We start from the raw sequence: 18345 nt of genomic DNA on the forward strand, positions 1-18345 counted from the left end.
TCTGCTATTTCGGTAAGATTTACCAAACGCAGTCAAAATTATTTTTTCAGACTGTGAATTTGCTGCTTCAACCGCAGAGCCATGGCATTGTGACCATCAACTCGCAATGTGTTTTCTACATATTTAGAAGCCGCAGCGGTATTGGCAAATTTGAGATAACCAGCCGCCAGTTGATTGCTCAATAGCACATCGGTCGTATCCTTCGCAAACTGGTGCTTAATTCCAATTAATTGTTGAACAAACGATTGGAGTTCATGAAGGCTAAACTGTGTCTGATTGTTGGTCGCTGCATAGCGAAGGTAAGGTAATGCTTCTTCGGGGCGATCCAGCTTTAACAGGGCGATGAATAACTGCTGGGCTGTATCGAACGAATTCTCCAGTCTGAAGGCTTTTTTCAAGTAGACGATCGCGGGCTCATTTTCATTCAGGCTCAAACACAATTTTCCGGCCTTCGTATATAAAGCCGCGTCATAGGGATATTCCAGCGACAGGGCTTCGGTTGCTTGCCGGGCCAGTGCCAGTTTGTGTTGCATGAGGTAGTTGTTCACCAACTGATTCATGGCCTCCTGCCAGGTAATTTGCTTCACAACCAGCGCGCCAGCCAGTTGCTCTTCGAGGGTTTTCGGCCGTTTTTCTTCCGGTGGCATCGGTATGTTGAAGGGCCAGCCTTCTTTCAAAATCATGATCTCATAGGCCCCTTTGAGCGAATCCACTGCCGTGAGGGGCATTTGCTGCCGCAACCTGGTCAACGACATTTCGTTTTTACCACCGTCCGCAATGAGCTGACGCTTTCTCAGCGCGTCGTAAAATGCTTCGGAAAGCAGGGCATATCCATAGAGGTTTGGGTGAACGTGCTCCAGTAGAGTCTCCTGCCCCAGAATGCTATGCGGTGAGTGTTCCTCAAAATATCGTTTCGTGTCTACTAACGTAACCCCCGGATATTTTCCGGCTACGTCCTGGATGATTTGGTTCATGGCCTCCGGAGCCCGAAACCGCAGTAAATCCAGTTCTTTAGCCTGTATGTATTCTTTTCTTGCCCCAGCGAAATCACCATTTGCGTAGGCCTGATTAGCGCGTTCATAATGAACTTGCGCAGAGGCCGCTCCCTGGCCAGGCAGGCTGATGAATGGCTTCAGGTCCTTTTCGTTACTGACCAGATTACTGATAAAAACCGGAATCCGTTGGTCACTCAGGAGCCAGCAGAGGTCCGTAAGGTTTGTTTTAAACTGATCAAGACCGGCCTGATAAATAGCGGATCCGTAGGGGATTTGCTGGTTGGCCGCCATGCGCTTCATCAGGTTTTCCCGTAAATCAATATCTCGTCCAGAAATAGCCTTCCGAATTCCATTTATACACTGATTGATGAGCTGGACCAATCGAAACTCCCGCAGCTTAAGAACCAGCCGCATCACCGCAGGAGTGTGGGCGAGCGTGCTGGTAGAACCAACGCCTGATGCGCCGTAGTATTCGTTATGACCCGTATAAACCAGTACGGCATCCGGTTCGTAATCGGCTAATTCGCTGGCAAAGCCATAAACGGTATAGGTATTGACCGCCGTCAGTGCCAGGTTGATAACCTCAACATCCTTGTCGGGGAACGTGTGCAGCAACCGATACTGAAGCCAGCGGTGAAACGACCCGTTGTGCATATACGGATAGCCAATTGTAGTTGATTCGCCCAGGACGAAAAGGCGTAACGTTCCCTTGGCTTTGTGCTTCGTAAACGGTTCAAAATTGCCGATCGTTGCGTTTTCTGTTTCGGAAAAATAGCGCTCCGATGCATAGGGATTCATGACCCAGTAGTCCTGGTGCTGCGTATCTTCGACGAACAACCGTAGGTCATGGCCATAGCCAAACAGACGCAACAGACCCTCCAGAAGTGCCAGTATCAGCAAAGGCGACAATAGGGCGATGCCTTTGTAGAGCCATATCCGTTTTTTCATGAACACCAGTTCTATCGTTTAGCTAACCGCTTATTATTATCCACATATCCCTAAAGCCGCTTTCGATGTTGAAACGTATCCGAAAGCGGCTTTACGTGACGAATTACTCAATACTTATTGCGTATTACGGCCGTATAATGGTACCGTCCATCCGGCGCACCTGCCAGTTGGACTTGGTGCTGATGGGGTACTTGGCCGCTTCCTTCTCGTTGATGTCCACGCCTAAACCCGGTACCTCGTTGACCGACATATAACCCTTGTCCATCGTCGGACACCCGCTGAAAACCGCCTGCGTCTTCTCCGAAAAAGCCACCGCTTCCTGAATGCCGAAGTTCCACACCGCCAGATCGATGTGCGCATGAGCCGCATGACCCACCGGCGAAACGTCCCCCGGGCCGTGCCAGGCCGTGCGCACGTTGAACCACTCGCCCAGCCGGGCTACCTTCATGGCCGGGGTGATGCCCCCTATCTGAGAGACGTGTATCCGGATGTAATCGAACCACTGGTTAACCATCGGTTCCTTGAACTCATTGATGTTGTTGAACAGCTCCCCCATCGCAATGGGCACCGTGGTGGTCTGCCGAAGCTGGGCAAACCACTTCATGTTCTCGGGCGAGAAGGGGTCTTCGATGAAGAAAGGTCGGTAGTCTTCCACCTGCTTGATCATGTTGATGGCCTCGATGGGCTGCACCCGCTCGTGAACATCGTGCAACAGCTCGATCTCTTCTCCGCACTGCTTGCGCACAACCTCGAACATCTTGGGCACCGACTTCAGATACCCCATCACGTTCATGTAGGCGTCACCTTCGTAGCCGAAACCAGCCGCTTTGAAGTCGGGTTTGTCCACGTTGCTGCCCACCCCACCGTAGCCCCCCTGCTGGATGCGGATGTACTTAAAGCCCTGTTCCATGAACTTCTTGACGCTGTCGGCGGTGGCTTCGGGGGTGTTGCCCCCGGCATGGGTGTAGCAGGGAATGGCGAAGCGGACTTTGCCGCCCAGGAGTTGGTAGACGGGCATCTTGGCTCTTTTACCTTTGATGTCCCACAGGGCCTGATCCAGGCCGGAGAGGGCGTTGTTGAGCACGGGCCCATTGCGCCAGTAGGAACTCACGTAGGCCGACTGCCACATATCCTCGATGTTATCGACGTCTTTACCCACGCAGAACTCGTTGAGGTAAGTGTTGATGGCGACCACGACGGTGGCGGCCCGCTGGGTAAAGGTGGCGCAACCCAGGCCGTAGAGTCCGGGTTCGGTGGTTTCGACTTTGACGACGATGAGGTTGGATCCCTGTGGGGCGGTGGCGATGGCTTTGACGGATTTAATTTTGACGGGTGGAGCGCCGATGGCGTAGGCAGGTTTGGTTTGCTGTTCGCGGGCTTGGGCGGTGGAGATGCCCCCAAAGAGGCTCAGTACACCGGCCGTGGAGCCGAAGCCCAGCATTTTTAACGTGTCACGGCGACTTTGATCAGGTTGAGACTCGTAAGATTCACGGTTTGTATTCATGGAATTAGCGCTTGAAAGGTTAATGAGTTTATATATGATGTTAACCGTGGATAAAACGTGAACATTGACAAAGCGCAACGCCTTGTCAATGTTCACGTGAAAAACACAGCTACGGCAGCGCAAAGGCGATGTAGGAACCGCCCGGCTTGTGGCCGTTTTTTACCCCACCAGCCGCAATGACGACGTACTGTTTGCCATTGACCTGGTAGGTAATAGGCGTTGCGAAACCGCCCGCTGGCAATTGGTATTCCCAAACGATTTTGCCCGTTCTGCGGTCGAAGGCACGGATGCGCTCGTCATACGTAGCGGCTATGAACACCAGCCCGCCCTCCGTAACGATCGGCCCGCCGTAGTTTTCGGTGCCGGTTATGGGCATTCCTTTTTTCGTCAGCTCCGGAAATTCGCCCAACGGAACCTTCCACAGGTATTCGCCGGTATTCAGGTCGATGGCGTTGAGCGTGCCCCAGGGTGGTTTTACCGCTGGATAGCCATCCGGGTCGACGAAGCGGGTCCAGCCATTGTTGATGTACGGCGGGATATACGGAAACTCCGATTTTTCAGCAACAGCCGTCGGTGCGGCAGCGCTGTGCTGATCGCCCGTTTCGCTGGGTTTGGCTTCCGTATTGAGCAAAAACCGAACCAGCGTACTCCGGTCCTGCTCGGAAATATGCTCAAACGAAGGCATCCGCCCCCGCCCCGTTTTCAGAATCGCCTGTATCTCGGGCGGAGATAACCGCTTGCCAACATCGACCAGACTCGGATAGGCATCACCGCTCCCTTTCCGGTCGGCACCGTGGCAGGCGGCACAATTGGTCTGATAAAGCGACCTTCCTTTCGAAGCGATTTCAGCGGTTCGGGCTGCCATATCCATCATTTTCAGATCCCAGACCATTTCGTTGGAATTCTGGTACAGGATACCCTGCGGATCGGCCGCATTGCCGCCCCATTCGGCCCCGCCCCCAATGCCGAAAAACAGGGTTCCTTCCAGACTTGGGGGCATGAATTTATTACCGGAACGTGTTTTGTCGAACCGTGCCTTTACGAACGCATGCGCTTCGGGCGTACGGTCGGTGATGTCCGTTTCCGTGAATACCTGACGGGCGAACGGCGCGGGTTTCAGCGGAACTTTCTGTTTGGGCCAGGGCTGCTCACCAGGCAACCCCGTGGTTGGCACCGCCCGCTCCTCGACCGGAAACAAGGAAGCCCCCGTATCGCGGTCGAGCACGTAGACCAGGCCGTCTTTCGTGGACTGAGCTACCACATCGACCATCCGCCCGTTGTGTTTTACGGTCATCAGATTGGGCTGACACGGAATGTCACGGTCCCACAGATCATGCTGGACGGTCTGGTAATACCATTTCAGTTTACCCGTTTGGGCGTTCAGCGCCAGGATACAATCGGCATACAGATTTTGGCCCGCCCGGCTCCCGCCGTAGAAATCGACCGCGGGCGAACCCGTTCCGAGGTAGACCATCCCCCGTTTTTCATCGAGAACCATCCCAGCCCAGTTGTTGGCACCTCCTATTTTTTTGTAGGCATCTTTCGGCCAGGTTTCGTAGCCTGCGTCGCCTGGTTGCGGAACGGTATGGAATGTCCAGCGAATCCTTCCCGTACGGATATCGAACGCACGGATGTGGCCGGGGGCGGCATCTCCATATTCAGAAACCGTGCAGCCCATGACCAGCAAATCATTGTAAACCACGCCCGGACTGGTGGCCGTAACCGATAGCTTGGTGATATCCTGATTCGGATTATCGATCAGCCCTTCCCGCAAATCGACTTCGCCATTTTTGCCAAACTGCGCCACCGGCTCACCCGTCTGCGCATGGATGGCGTAGAGCATTGGTCCCGCTGAATAGAGAATCCGTTTGTCCGCACCATCTTCCCAGTACATGACACCCCGATTCGGATTGTACCGAGCGGGTTTGTCTTTGAATGGGTCGAACGTCCAGATTTCTTTGCCCGTATTCGCCTGTATCGCAAAGAGTTTCAGTCTGGGTGTGGTGCCGTAGAGTATGCCATTGACCACGATGGGCTGGCACTGTATCTCTGGCTGACGACCCGTTTTCCCATCGGCTTCTGCCGCATTGTAGGTCCAGGCTACGGCAAGTTTTTTTACGTTTCCGGTATTGATCTGCGTCAGGGTCGAATAGCGGTTACCCGCTTTATTGCCGCCGTAGTTGATCCAGTCCGTATTACCCGGCGGATCGGCGGTTACTACGGCACGATCTGGATGCATAGCGGCCAGCATCAAGCCAAGCGCCCCAATCGATCCGAGCTGCATGATGTACTTCATAGAGTCTGGTTAAACATGCTTGGTTACTAAAAAAGCAGGTAGCGGGTAGTGATTTACCTGGCCGCAGCCTGTGGCTGTACGTAATAGTCGTACGTAATTTTCCAGGTAAACACCTTACCGGGATCGGCCTTGATATGGATATAAGGTTCAGGGCACACGGTAACCGGCATAGACCAGAACGCCAGTTGCACAATCGGCTGATCGCCGGTAATGTGTACACCCGCGCCCGTTTTGCGGTTTTCGATCCGGATGTCGTAATCTTTCGATGTATCGCCGAAGCCGGTCAGGTAGCAATGTGTGCTTTCACCTTTGCTGAGTTCCCGAAGGTAAGTCAGCTGGTTGGTACGTGTTTCGAACATCGTTCCCAGTCCTCTGGGTGTGCCTTTGATCTGCAGGGAAAAAGGAAACGTCACGGAGAAATCAGGGCCCGTCGGCTGGTTGTCGATCACAAAAAAGTTATGGTCGTAGACGGTCGTTTCAATGGGTTTACGGCCCGTATTCGTCAGCGAATGTTCCAGCACCAGCGTCGGCTTGCCGGGTAGTAGTTTTACCGTTTTTCGGTACCGATAGGAATATCCGGCCGCATCGGTCAGCTCGTGGGTAAACACGACCGCATCGTTTTCTTTCGCTACCATCCACTTACCCGGATTGACCGGTTCGTAGGGCGTAGCAAACCGGTATGGCGCATCTGCTGCCTTTCGAAGTGACCCCACACCTATTTTCAGAAACTCCTCACCCGGCTTAGCTTCGTCATACCCAATCGGTGTGAACTCTTCAACGGGACCACTGATGGCATCGTGGAGCTTCGGGTCGTATTTGTCGAACCACTGCCCAAAATAACTGTGCCCTTTGTAGTCGAGACTGGCAAATACGCCCGACCAGTCGAAGCGAGCGCCCTGATAATAGCCCTGAGCCGGATCGGGCAGGTATAGTTTCGCCTGAAGTACACCATTGGACAGGTCCGTTTGCGGAACCGGCGGCAATACTACGGCGCTGGTCATGCCCAGCAGTAAAACCAAAACTCGACATACCTGCTTCATAAACTAAGAAGATAATGAACTCGAATTAAGCATTATAGGATCAGGTTGGCAATGAGTGGTGTCGGGTTTGAGAACCCGACACCACCCACTCCCACATTAATAACCCGGATTCTGTTTAATACTGGTGTTGGAGGTGATTTCATTGATCGGAATCGGCTGTGCGTAATCCGTGGCATCCCACTGGATGGCCCCCCCACGTACCCGCTGGTAATAAGCCGCTTCCTTATCCCCGATCTTCCAGCGGCAGACGTCGAACCACCAGTGCCCTTCGCCAAACAGTTCGGCCCATCGTTCATATTTGAGCGGATCGTTTTTCAGCACATTATCCGGCGCGCTGGTCTGATCCGTCAGGCTTTTGTAATCGACCGCCGAAGCCGTATTGACGGGATACCCATAGGCTCGTCGTCGGACTTTGTTGATATACTCCAGCGCCGTTGCATTGTCGCCGGAGTGGGTCAGGGTTTCGGCGTAAAGCAGGTAGACATCCGCCAGCCGGAGCCAGAGAATATTGTCGCCGTTCGCCATATTGACTTCGCCTTCGGCCCCGTTCAGGTAGATGTATTTCCGGAAGCTCCAGGCTTCCATGTCGATTTCGGAAATGTCCAGGTAGTGTGAAATCGGCTTTTTGGCCCCACTCACGATCATCGAATCCACGTAGGGTTGCAGGCAGGCCACCCACAGCCGGGGATCCACCGTTTTGTTGGCCCGGGCGGCAACCGACCGCGTGATGTATGATTTATCGACATTGGCCACATTGGCCGTAGCGGTTCCTGCCGGAAAATAATGGCCCAGGTTGAAGCCAAACCGGGCGATGTTCTTCGCATGCGGAAACACGTTGGACCAGGCCGAAGCTGACTGAGCGCCGTTTGGTCCAACAAATGTGGGGGCAATGACCATGCCGATGCTGGACCCCATCGAGCGGTCGTCCGTACCGCGATAGGTCATATCGACGTTCAGATTGAGCTCGATCAGGGATTCGGAGTTGAACTCATTCTGGCCATTGAACATGGTTTTATAGGTATCGAAGGGCACCAGCGACTTACCGCTGTTCGTGACGACATCGCCCAGGTAGGTTTTTGCACTCGCCCAGTCCTGCGTATACACGTACACTTTGCCCAGGAATGCCTTAACGCCCCATTCGCCTATTTTATATTTGTCGGTAGCGCCCGTAAAGCTTTTCCCCTTCAGCAGGGTCTCGGCGGCTTTCAGATCGGTAACGATAAAATCCCAGCACTGCTTGACCGTTGCCCGTGCCACCTGGGTTTCGGGCAGGCTGGTCGCTGTTTTCGTGAGCAGCGGTACGCCCATTTTATCCCCACCCTGACCGTCTACAAGGAAACTTTCACCCCATAATGTGGTGAGGTAAAAATAATACCAGGCCCGCAGATAGAGCGTTTGCCCTTTGATCAGATTAGCGGAAGCTACGTCGGCCGCATTGGCTTTCGTGTTGAACGTTTCGATACTGGCGAGCAGCGTATTGCACCGCTGAACACCCCGCCACAGATCCTGCCAGGTTCCCTGCAAAAAGCTATCGTTGGGCTGTGAATTGTTTTGGGCCAGTTGAATCCAGGTAGTCGTTCCCTGCCAGCTCAGATCCGTCGTATGATCCCACAGATAGGTATTCTTGGCCAGCATGTTGTGCCCGTATAAGCTTGGCGCGTGCTGTGTTGCATAAACACCCAGCAGCAGCTGTTCCAGATCCGCCACCGTAGCAGGGTAACTGGACGTCGAAATAGCCGTCGGATTGTCCACATTGACAAAACTCTCTTTGCAGGACAGCATGCCCAGCACGAAGACAAAGAGGGCGAGTTTGAGTAGTATTTTCATGAGAAAATGTCGTTTGATGCCACGTTATGCAGTGAATAATTTTTAGAAAGTCACGTCAATGCCCGCCGAAACAAGTGAGGTGCGGGGATACGAGTAAATAGTATCGACGCCCCGGGCCGTCGTGCCATTGCGACCCAGCACTTCAGGGTCGAGTCCGGAATACTTCGTGAACGTCAGCAGATTCTGACCTTGCACATACACCCGGAGGCCTGACATTTTCCACTGTTTCATGAGCGAAGCGGGCAGGGTATACCCGAGCTGAACAGTGCGCAGTTTGAGGAACGCTCCGCTTTCAACGGCATAATCCGAAATTCGGGTGTAGTTGGCATTCGGGTCACGAACATAATTGCCGGAACCGTCCGTGTAACCTACGCGCGGCATACTGGTGAGCCCATTTCCGTTGAAATACGACGTGTTGAAAATGTCGCGGGTGGTGTTGTAATCACCCACAAAGATGGGCGTATAGTATCTGTTTCCGTTAAACACATCGACACCGGTAATACCCTGAAACAGCGCCGAAAAGTCGAGTCCTTTCCAGGCCAGATTCAACGTAACGCCATACGTCATTTTGGGCCAGGGATTGCCGATGAACGTTTTATCGGCCGATGTAATTCGTCCATCTCCATTCATATCCACGAATTTCAGATCACCGGCCCCGGTGGCAGCCGCCTGATAATAAACGCCCGTCGTCGTGCCACCCGTGGCCGCAGCGGCTTCCTGAGCTTTCTGGTTCAGGGCCGCCACTTCGGCATCACTCTGGAAAATACCGGCCGTTTTGTAGCCGTAAAACTGGCCCAGCGGCTGGCCCACCTGGGTGCGGGAGACGGTACTTTCCAGGTAATCGCCCGCCGTACCGTCATTGATCGGGTTGTTGTTCACTCCATCCAGCTTTTTAACCAGGTTGGTGTTGAACGACGCATTGGCCGTAATGCCGTAGGTGAAGGCGCCTTTCTTGTTCCGGTAATCGACCGCCAGTTCGAGCCCTTTGTTGCTCATCTGACCGATGTTGGTGTAAACGACGGTTGGCGACGTCGTGCTGAAACCAGCCGAGAGGGCCACAGGAACCTGATAGATCATCCCGTTCGTCTGGCGGCTATACCAGTCTACGGTGATGTTCAGGCGGTTGTTCATCAGGCCAACATCCAACCCGATATCCGTCTGATTGACCGACTCCCATTTGATATCCTGGTTGGCCAGCTGAGCGGTCAACGCGTAGCCTTTTGCCCGGGAGCCATCGGGCAGCCCCATGCTATTGGTGCCTCCATTACCCGCGTACGACGCCTGATAGGTATACTGGGGAATGTTGCTGGTACTACCCAATTTACCGTAACTGGCCCGTAGTTTCAGGTTTGTAATGGAGGTGAGATTATCCCGAATGAACGCTTCTTCATTCAGCTTCCAGCCCACCGACGCCGATGGGAAAACACCGAATTTATTGGCCGGTCCAAACCGGTCCGACCCATCCCGGCGAACCGTGGCCGTCAGCAGGTATTTGTTGTTGTAGGTATAGTTGATCCGCCCGAACTGCGACAGCAACCGGGTTTGTGGAAACTCACCTCCACTGGCCACGTAACTGCTGGGGTTGCTGGTCAGGGCCAGGTTATACGTAACGTATGGAAAACTCTGGGCGGATGCGTTCAACGAACTCAAATCAGATTGATACGCTTCATAGCCAGCCAGGGCTTTGAATTCGTGCAGACCAACCGTTTTAGCATAGGTCAGTACAAAGTTAGCCGTCAGATTGCGCTGATTATTTGTTTCACGATATAAATAGGCATTGTGGTTTGCTACAGTGCCGTAATCATAAGCTTCGGTAAACTTGTAATTTTTTACGTTGATGACCGAGGCCCCAAATGTAGAGCGCAGATTAAGGCCGGGGATAATTTCCCAGTCGGCATACAGGTTCCCCTCCAGCGCGTATGTTTCATTCGACTGGTGATTCTGGTATTCCTGCCCGACAAGATTGGGGCCGGTGAAAAACGTACCGGTTTTAGCCCAGCCGCCATACGAATTCGTGGGATCGTAGATGGGAACGACCGGGGCCGAACGAAAGGGGAATGTAGTCGTTACCGTTGGGTTGTTACCCGTTTTCCAGGCATATAACGTTTCGCCAACCTTCAGTTTTTTATTGATTTTGAAGTCTGCATTCGACCGCAGGCCATAGCGGTCGAACCAGTTGTCGATCATTGTACCCCCTTCCCGCTGGTAATTGGCGGATATATAATAGTTGGTTTTAGCCGTAGCGCCCGATAAAGACAGCGAGTAGCTTTGATCCGATCCATTGGTGTACAGATCCTTTGCCCAGTCGTTATCGGGCAAGGTGTTTGGGTCGCCCCAGCCGCCGGTACTGACGCCGAAGGCTTTCTTGGCGGTAATGTAATCCGCCGTATTCAGCATCTTATAGAGATTCAGCGGTTTCCGGACACCGTAGTAAGCGTTGAAATTGATTTTCATCTTGTCCATGCTGGTTCCGCGCTTGGTCGTCACCAGCACTACGCCACCGGCCGCCTGAGCGCCGTAAATAGCAGCAGCGCTGGCATCTTTCAGAATTTCGATGGATTCGACGTCCTGAAGGTTGAAATTGTTGCCCGTTCCCATTCGTATCCCATCGACGATATACAGCGGAGACATGCCCCCGATCGAACCAACGCCCCGAATGACAATGTCCGAACTGCTGCCTGGGGCACCATCGTTGCGTGTTACCTGAACCCCCGCAGCCCGGCCCTGTAAGGCTTCGTTGACGCTCCGGACGGGCAGGCTCCTGACCTCTTCCGCTTTCACCGAGGAGATGGATCCGGTCAGATCCGACCGTTTCTGGGTACCGTATCCGACAACGACGACTTCGTTAAGATTCTTGGTATCCGTCGCCAGCAGGATATTCAACGCCGTCTGATTGCCGACCGTCACCTCCTGCGACAGGTAACCGACAAAGCTAAAGACCAGGATGTCGTCGCCGGTCAGTAACGTCATCCGGAACTGGCCATTGGCGTCAGTGGTGGTTCCGCGGTTGGTCCCTTTGACCACGATGCTTACGCCGGGGAGTTTATTACCACCTTCATCCGTAACCGTTCCGGACAGATTCCGATCGGCAGCGGCTGCATCTTTAACATACGGCATTTCGATGATTGCGGGCGCAGGCTCCTGATTCAGAATAATCTGCCGCCCCTTTACCTGATACATCAGTTGGTGTGCCGTCAGTAATGTATTCAGCACATCGCCCAGGGGCTGATTCGCAGCATTCAGGGATACGCGGTCATTCAATTGAACAAGGGCAGACCGATAGGCAAAGCGTACATCGGCCTGACGACCCAGTTGATTCAGTACAGTTTTCAGACTCAGGTTATTCACGCGGAGCGTAACATGCTGATCCATAACTCGCTGTGCTTCAACCGGTCGGGCAGCAGCCAGACCGGCTATCATAGCCGCTAGTAGTAACTGATAGACAGTAAATTTCATAAGGCTGCGCAACAGGCTAAGCGGTTGTCGAAGTTCTTTCATACTTTTACTTGTTTTTTGGCTATTTGACTTTATAAATGGACAAAGAACCCCCTGCCTCATCCTGGATGAGGGTCTCGAACAAGGGTGAACGTGAAGCCAGTGATGCCGGAATCATCACTGGCTTTTTTGTGAAAATGGGCGTGATTACTTCATAGGCAGGCGATTGTAGCGTTGGATTTTACGATTATTTACAGCCTTTACTGGTAATGACAATCTGCCCGTCCAGCACTTCATACGACGCCCCGATGGTCTGGCAAATGACATCGAGTCGCTCCAGCATGCTCTCATTCGAAAAGGTGAAATTGATCAGGCAGGCCGACAGGTCATCCTCGTTATAAATGAGCCGGACGCCGTAGGTTTTCTCCAGGGTTGAAAAGACTTTAGCCACGGGAGTGTCTTCAAATACCTGTTCATGACTCGCGGCTTCGGGAATTACCGCTTTGGGTTTCTCGACCAGCGCTTTCTGAAGGCGATTGTCATCCAGATTGTAGGTCATTTCCTGGTTCGGCGTCAAAATGACGCCCTGAATACGGCGCACGCCCGATGCCTGTGCTTTCTCGAAATCTCTCTGGGCATATACCGATACCCGGCCCGTTTGCACGGTGACCACAACGGCCTTTTCCTCTTCGAAAGCGCGCACCAGAAAGCTGGTTCCCAGCACTTTAGTAACCGTCTGGTTGGCATAAATCAGAAACGGTTTAGCCGGATTTTTCACGACTTCGAAGAAGGCTTCTCCGTTGAGATAAACCGTCCGGTTAGTCCTGTCGAATTGCTTTGGGTAACTCAGGCGGCTCTTTGGCCGCAGCGTGACGAGGCTACCGTCATTGAGCAGCACATTGATCGTATGATTGCTGGTATTGACTTTCTCCTGAAGTGGCATGGGGGCCGTTTTCGTCAGGTGTGCATACGAATCAGGCCGTTGCCCCGAACCGACCTGGTTATAGAACCAGATAGCAGCGCCTACCGTAAGCAGAACGACCGCAGCTGCAACCCAGCGCCACCAGGATGACGTTTGCAGCGGTATGACCGGCGCTTCCAGTTCGGCATCCCGGTGTTCGGCGGCTACCTCCATCAGGCGGTTCAGCTCGCGGGTCAGCCGGGCGTCGGTGGCGTCGTCGCGGTAATGATCGTTCAGCGCGCGGACGAGGTCCTGCGCCTGTTTGACGACATACGCCCGGTCTGGATTTTGCTTTACCCAGTGCTCCCAGAAAGCCGTTGCCTCAGGAGACGTTCCGTCTGTCCACTGACGAAAGGACTCGTCGAACAGAAAATCTTCGGGGTTGTATGTCGTGTAGTTCATGGCGGAGCAACGAGCGCTGGACAGCTTGTAGTCCTATAGTGCTAATCTTCGCCGATCAATACTCAAAAAATTGTAAAAATATTTTCGCCTAGAGTGCAATTTTCGTGCTTTAGCGATTGGACAGGAAAAATAACAGTAAGCCTGTCAGCAAGTCGGGCGACCACTGGCTGCGGAGTTCTTTGAACGTGCGGTACAGTAGGTTCGCAACGCTTTGTCGCTCCATTCCCAGTATCTGTGCAATTTCATGGTTGTCCAGATTCTGGTAGAACCGCAGGTAGAGTACTTCCTGCTGGCGCTTGGTCAGCGTAGCCATCAACTGATGCAGCAGACGCTCTTGCCCTGTATGCATTTCATGATCGATTATTTCTTCTTCGATCGACCCGGTAAACGGCAACTTGCTGGATTCAAAATCATCCAGATGCACGGGTTGCTGATGGCCTCTGGTTTTCAACAATTTATAGCGCAGAGCTTTCAGCAAATACGTTCTTACGAAAACTGCATTCCCTACCGATTCCCGGTGGTCCCAGAGCTCCAGAAATAAATCCTGAATGGTATCCCAAACCAGTTCGGAATCGGTTGTCAACCGTAGGCCGTAGTTATACAGGCCAGGATAATGTTCCCGGGCTAACTCACCCAAAGCCCATTCATCGCCTGCTTTAAAGCGGTGCCATAGCTCCTGATGAGCCAGTGGCTTGAAATCAGCTGACATAAAACGTTCTCAAGAATGCCTGTGCAAACCAAAGACATTGACGGTCCTATTATATTGGTTTATAAACAGATTTCTTTTGTGAAGTTGCTGAATGAAGTCTCTTCCTACGCGGCTTATAATTTTTGCTTCGTCAATGCAGGGGTGAGAATAACGCCCTCACGCGGTTCCCGCAGAAGAATACTTTTCTCGTTGATCAGCGCTTTTAAGGATTCATTGGCCAGGGTATCCAGCAAGCGGTATTTTAACTGGAACGTTTTGATGCGCTTGTTCGGCTGTACCCATTTCATGATCTTACAATGGCAATTGGCGTTCTCGGGCGTATTGGTAATTTCTTCCAGCGAGCCGCCTTTTCCCTGTTTGATGAACACATTCCGGATACCGATCATATCGTTACCATCACCCATGTCGAAGCTCCAGGTGGTGGCAATGCTGGTGAGGTAACTCTTGCCTTTATCCAGGCGTAACAGGGCATGGATGGGCGACTCGACGTTCCCGCTCTTGTTCTTCACCCGCGAGTAAATCGATACCAGCGCTGGTGATTCAAACTGCATGTAGCCGATATGATCGATGTTTGCCCCGTGCCGGTTAAAGATGAAATACCCGTTTTTGTAACTAATTTCTACGAGGTTGTTGGCCACCTGGTGAAACCGGTTAGGGTCGTTGGCCCGCGCCTGGGGCGCCCCCGTATAATACAGCCAAATGCCGGAAAGACTGTCGATTTCGGCCTGCGTGGGCTGGTAAGGCATGATATTCAGGTCACGGCGGATGGTGGCCCATTCGTTTCGGTCGGCGATCCAGCGAGCGGTGACCAGCCCCAGCAAAGTCAGACAAACGAGTAAACCAACCAACCAGGCCCGTGTCTTTTTCCGAAAAGAAGTCCTCAATTGGGTAGTTGCCGCTTCTTTTTCCTGCTGGCAGGCGACCAGCTGCTGCCGGAGTGCTTCCTGCTCGTCCAGCCGTAGTGCAACGGCCGCATCGACGCCTTCAATGAGATTGGCATCCTGCGGGTTTTGACTAAATCCCTTCCGCCCAACGCCGTACAGATAAATGTAACAGGCATCGATCAGAAACGACCGTGGATTGGCCACGAGTTGGTTGTAGGCATCCTTTACCTGAACGCCCGTTATGTCGTACTTCCGGTGTGGGTAGTCGACCTGTTTCGGATTTGGGTCGGGCGGATAGGCATCGTGGCCCAGTTGCTGATCCGTGTTTGGCAATTCATTGCTGATCGAACTGAGCAACCTTGCGATATCCTCGTAGTTTTTCGGGTTTGTATTCCGTATAATGCGCTGGCCCGTCGTGCGTTCGTAGGTTTCTATGACTTTCTCAAGTAAGTACCCGATCTCTTCCTTACCTGTCTTTACTTTCATTTAATCTGTTCGTTTCTAGCCGTTTATGTAATTTCCGTAACCGTAATAAAATTTCCTAAAGATACGATTTCATTTAGTAAGCCTGATAACAGCACATCTATACTCGAAATAGAGTGATTCCACTGAACGCGCCCCTATATTTGATCTTCTCTTCGTTTTGTACAAAAGAATAATAGATAAAGCGCACTAGTATACGCTGTCCGACAACGATATCAAATGGACATCTATATCCTACAATCACCAGGCAAACATGCATCGTTTAAAACACCCGAAAATCGCCCTTAGGCAGCTTCTTTTCGTTTTCATTTTTTTGCTGGCAAGTCCGCTCTATGCGGCCAAAGTCGATTCGCTGGATGTGCCTAGCACGGTCATGAACAAGAAGCTGCGGGCGGTGGTCGTTTTGCCTGACTCTTATACTTCAGGTAAAAATAAAACGGCCTATCCGGTGCTCTATCTGCTCCATGGCGGCTATGGCCACTTCAATGACTGGATCACCAAAACGCCCGACAAGACGCTTATTCAGCGGCTCGCCGACCAGTATAATCTCATCATTGTGATGCCAGAAGGCGAAGTGTTCAGCTACTACCTGGATAGCCCCGTCGTGAAGGACAGCCAGTTTGAAACTTACCTGACCAAAGAGGTGATCGATAAAATTGACAAAACATACCGCACCATTCGTACGCCAAAAGGCCGGGTCATTACGGGTCTGTCGATGGGTGGCTACGGGGCGTTATACCTGGCTACGCGCCACCCCGACCTCTATTGCGCGGCTGGCAGCATGAGCGGAGCGCTGAATCTGGACATGAATACCTGGAAACTCCCGCCCGATGCCTTTAAAAATATCAGAGCCGAATTTGAAAAAATCCTGGGGCCATTCAGCCAGTCGCCCGACGGGTGGGCCGCCTATTCGGTGGTGGGTATGGCCGACAAAATGAAAACAAACGGCTTGAAACTGGTCATCGACTGTGGCGTGGATGACTTTCTGATCGAGCCCAACCGGGAGTTACATCGTCGGCTGGTTTTTAACCAGACACCCCACGATTACAGCGAACGGCCCGGTGGCCACAGCTGGGAATTCTGGCAGAACGCTCTCCCCTATCAGGTGCTGTTTTTCAGCAAAGTGCTGAACGGAAACTAGATCCTTAATCCCTTTTCAAAATTTTCTTTTATCAATCCCTAACATTCATGAAAATCAAAACAACCCTTGCGTCCCTGCTGGTGATCGTGTTACCACTGCTGGCTGTAGGACAGTCCAACACCGAAACGAAAGACCCCATTGTGGCCGGAAAAGGCATCGCTACCGTACCCACGGCATCCGGTTCGGTTCGGGGTTATATCCACAACGGCACGTTCACATTCAAGGGTATTCCTTACGCCAAGGCAGAGCGTTTCATGGCGCCCACCAAACCCGATTCGTGGACAGGGGTTCGCTCGTCGATGACCTACGGACCCGTTTGCCCGATGGACGTAACCACGACCACCTACGATGAAATTGAATTTCCGTTTCATCACAACTGGGGCTACACCAATGAAAACTGTCTGAGTCTGAACGTCTGGACACCTGAGATCAACAAAGCCAAAAAGCGCCCGGTTATGGTTTGGTTACACGGGGGCGGATTTACGGCCGGTTCGTCGGTGGAGCTGCCGTCGTATGATGGCGAAAACCTGACCAAAAAAGGGGATGTAGTTGTCGTCACGGTTAATCACCGCTTAAACGTGCTGGGTTATCTGGATCTGTCAGCCTATGGAGAGAAATACAAAAACTCGGCCAATGCGGGCCTGATGGATTTGGTATCGGCCTTGCAGTGGGTGCAGCAAAACATCGCCCAGTTTGGAGGTGATCCCGGCAACGTGACCATCTTCGGCCAGTCGGGCGGGGGCGGCAAAGTAACCAGCCTCATGAATGCGCCTTCCGCGAAAGGCCTGTTTCACAAAGCCATTGTTCAGAGTGGCAGTTACATTACCAGCTTCACCGAAAGCGATCTGGCCCGAAAAGTAAGTGCGGCCCTGCTCAATGAATTGAACCTTAAACCGAATCAGATCGATTCCCTGCAAAAAATACCGTATGAACGGCTGAACGCGGCCAGTAAAAAAGCCATTCGCACCGTTGCCGAGACGTTGAAAGCCGACGGCAAATCAGCGGCCGGACTGGGCTGGGGACCCGTTCATGATGGAAATTTTCTGCCAGATCAACCCACGGAACCAGCCGCGATAGCCCTGTCGAAAACGATTCCGCTGCTCGTTGGTTCGACCAAAAATGAGTTTACGCCCTTCAATCCGGCCACCCGCGATCTAACAATGGACGGAGCCAAAGCCAACCTGCAGAAAAAGTACGGCGACAAAGCAGACGCGTATATGGCAGCGGTGAAGAAGGCATACCCGGAAACGGTCAAACCGTCTGATTACACAGATATCGACGTCAATTTTCGTCCGCTGACTGTTCAGCAGGCCAATGCGAAAGCCATTCCGGGAGCTGCTCCAGTGTACATGTATCTGTTCACCTGGCAATCGCCGGTAATGGATGGTATCTACAAATCCATGCACTGTATGGAACTCCCTTTTGTGTTCGACAATATTGATCTCTGTGAAGAAATGACGGGCGGTGGCAAAGCCGCCCATACACTGGCCGACAAAATGAGTCGGGCCTGGATTTCCTTTGCCAGAACGGGCAATCCGAACCATAAAGGCTTACCAACCTGGCCTGCCTATACGCCTGAAAACGGGGCGACCATGATTCTCGACAACACAAATCAGGTGAAAAACCATCCCGATAAAGACCTGTTGCAGATCGCTGCGGGAAAGTCGCTGTAGACAAGTTTTGACCGGGTTAATCGCCCATAATTCGGCGATTAACCCGG

General features: G+C 52.5%; 11 protein-coding genes. 2 read left to right on the forward strand and 9 right to left on the reverse strand.

Translation table 11 applies throughout. The features are described from left to right. Nucleotides 1-38: 38 nt before the first annotated feature. The 9 genes from ACYVAM_RS01510 to ACYVAM_RS01550 all read right to left on the reverse strand — a co-directional run bounded on the left by ACYVAM_RS01510 (nucleotide 39) and on the right by ACYVAM_RS01550 (nucleotide 15487). Nucleotides 39-1943, reverse strand: coding sequence for a hypothetical protein (locus ACYVAM_RS01510; RefSeq protein ID WP_461063213.1), 1905 nt, complete (start codon nucleotides 1941-1943; stop codon nucleotides 39-41). 124 nt (nucleotides 1944-2067) lie between these two features. Beyond that, nucleotides 2068-3447: an enolase C-terminal domain-like protein gene (locus tag ACYVAM_RS01515; protein ID WP_461063215.1), complete on the reverse strand. Its 1380-nt coding sequence runs from the start codon at nucleotides 3445-3447 to the stop codon at nucleotides 2068-2070. A gap of 109 nt (nucleotides 3448-3556) precedes the next feature. Beyond that, entirely contained in the window at nucleotides 3557-5743 is a 2187-nt protein-coding gene (locus ACYVAM_RS01520) for an outer membrane protein assembly factor BamB family protein (RefSeq protein ID WP_461063217.1), read from the reverse strand. Between the two features lie 53 nt (nucleotides 5744-5796). Continuing rightward, nucleotides 5797-6783, reverse strand: a complete 987-nt coding sequence (locus ACYVAM_RS01525; RefSeq protein WP_461063219.1) for a hypothetical protein — start codon at nucleotides 6781-6783, stop codon at nucleotides 5797-5799. 96 nt (nucleotides 6784-6879) lie between these two features. Then, nucleotides 6880-8610 (reverse strand): RagB/SusD family nutrient uptake outer membrane protein, encoded by a 1731-nt coding sequence (locus ACYVAM_RS01530; RefSeq protein ID WP_461063221.1) that lies wholly within the window; start codon nucleotides 8608-8610, stop codon nucleotides 6880-6882. Between the two features lie 42 nt (nucleotides 8611-8652). After that, complete coding sequence (locus ACYVAM_RS01535; RefSeq protein ID WP_461063223.1) at nucleotides 8653-12108, reverse strand: TonB-dependent receptor; 3456 nt, start codon at nucleotides 12106-12108, stop codon at nucleotides 8653-8655. 184 nt (nucleotides 12109-12292) lie between these two features. Further along, nucleotides 12293-13408 (reverse strand): FecR family protein, encoded by a 1116-nt coding sequence (locus tag ACYVAM_RS01540; protein ID WP_461063225.1) that lies wholly within the window; start codon nucleotides 13406-13408, stop codon nucleotides 12293-12295. Between the two features lie 109 nt (nucleotides 13409-13517). After that, on the reverse strand, nucleotides 13518-14117 hold the full coding sequence (locus ACYVAM_RS01545; protein ID WP_461063227.1) for an RNA polymerase sigma factor: 600 nt from the start codon (nucleotides 14115-14117) through the stop codon (nucleotides 13518-13520). A gap of 113 nt (nucleotides 14118-14230) precedes the next feature. Beyond that, nucleotides 14231-15487, reverse strand: a complete 1257-nt coding sequence (locus ACYVAM_RS01550) for a hypothetical protein (protein ID WP_461063229.1) — start codon at nucleotides 15485-15487, stop codon at nucleotides 14231-14233. A 250-nt stretch (nucleotides 15488-15737) separates the two neighbouring features. On the opposite strand from ACYVAM_RS01550, the gene ACYVAM_RS01555 reads away from it, so the two are divergent. Next, entirely contained in the window at nucleotides 15738-16625 is an 888-nt protein-coding gene (locus ACYVAM_RS01555) for an alpha/beta hydrolase (protein ID WP_461063231.1), read from the forward strand. A gap of 47 nt (nucleotides 16626-16672) precedes the next feature. Continuing rightward, nucleotides 16673-18298 (forward strand): carboxylesterase/lipase family protein, encoded by a 1626-nt coding sequence (locus tag ACYVAM_RS01560; protein WP_461063233.1) that lies wholly within the window; start codon nucleotides 16673-16675, stop codon nucleotides 18296-18298. The last annotated feature ends 47 nt before the right edge of the window (nucleotides 18299-18345 follow it).

The organism is Spirosoma horti (genome assembly GCF_054776595.1).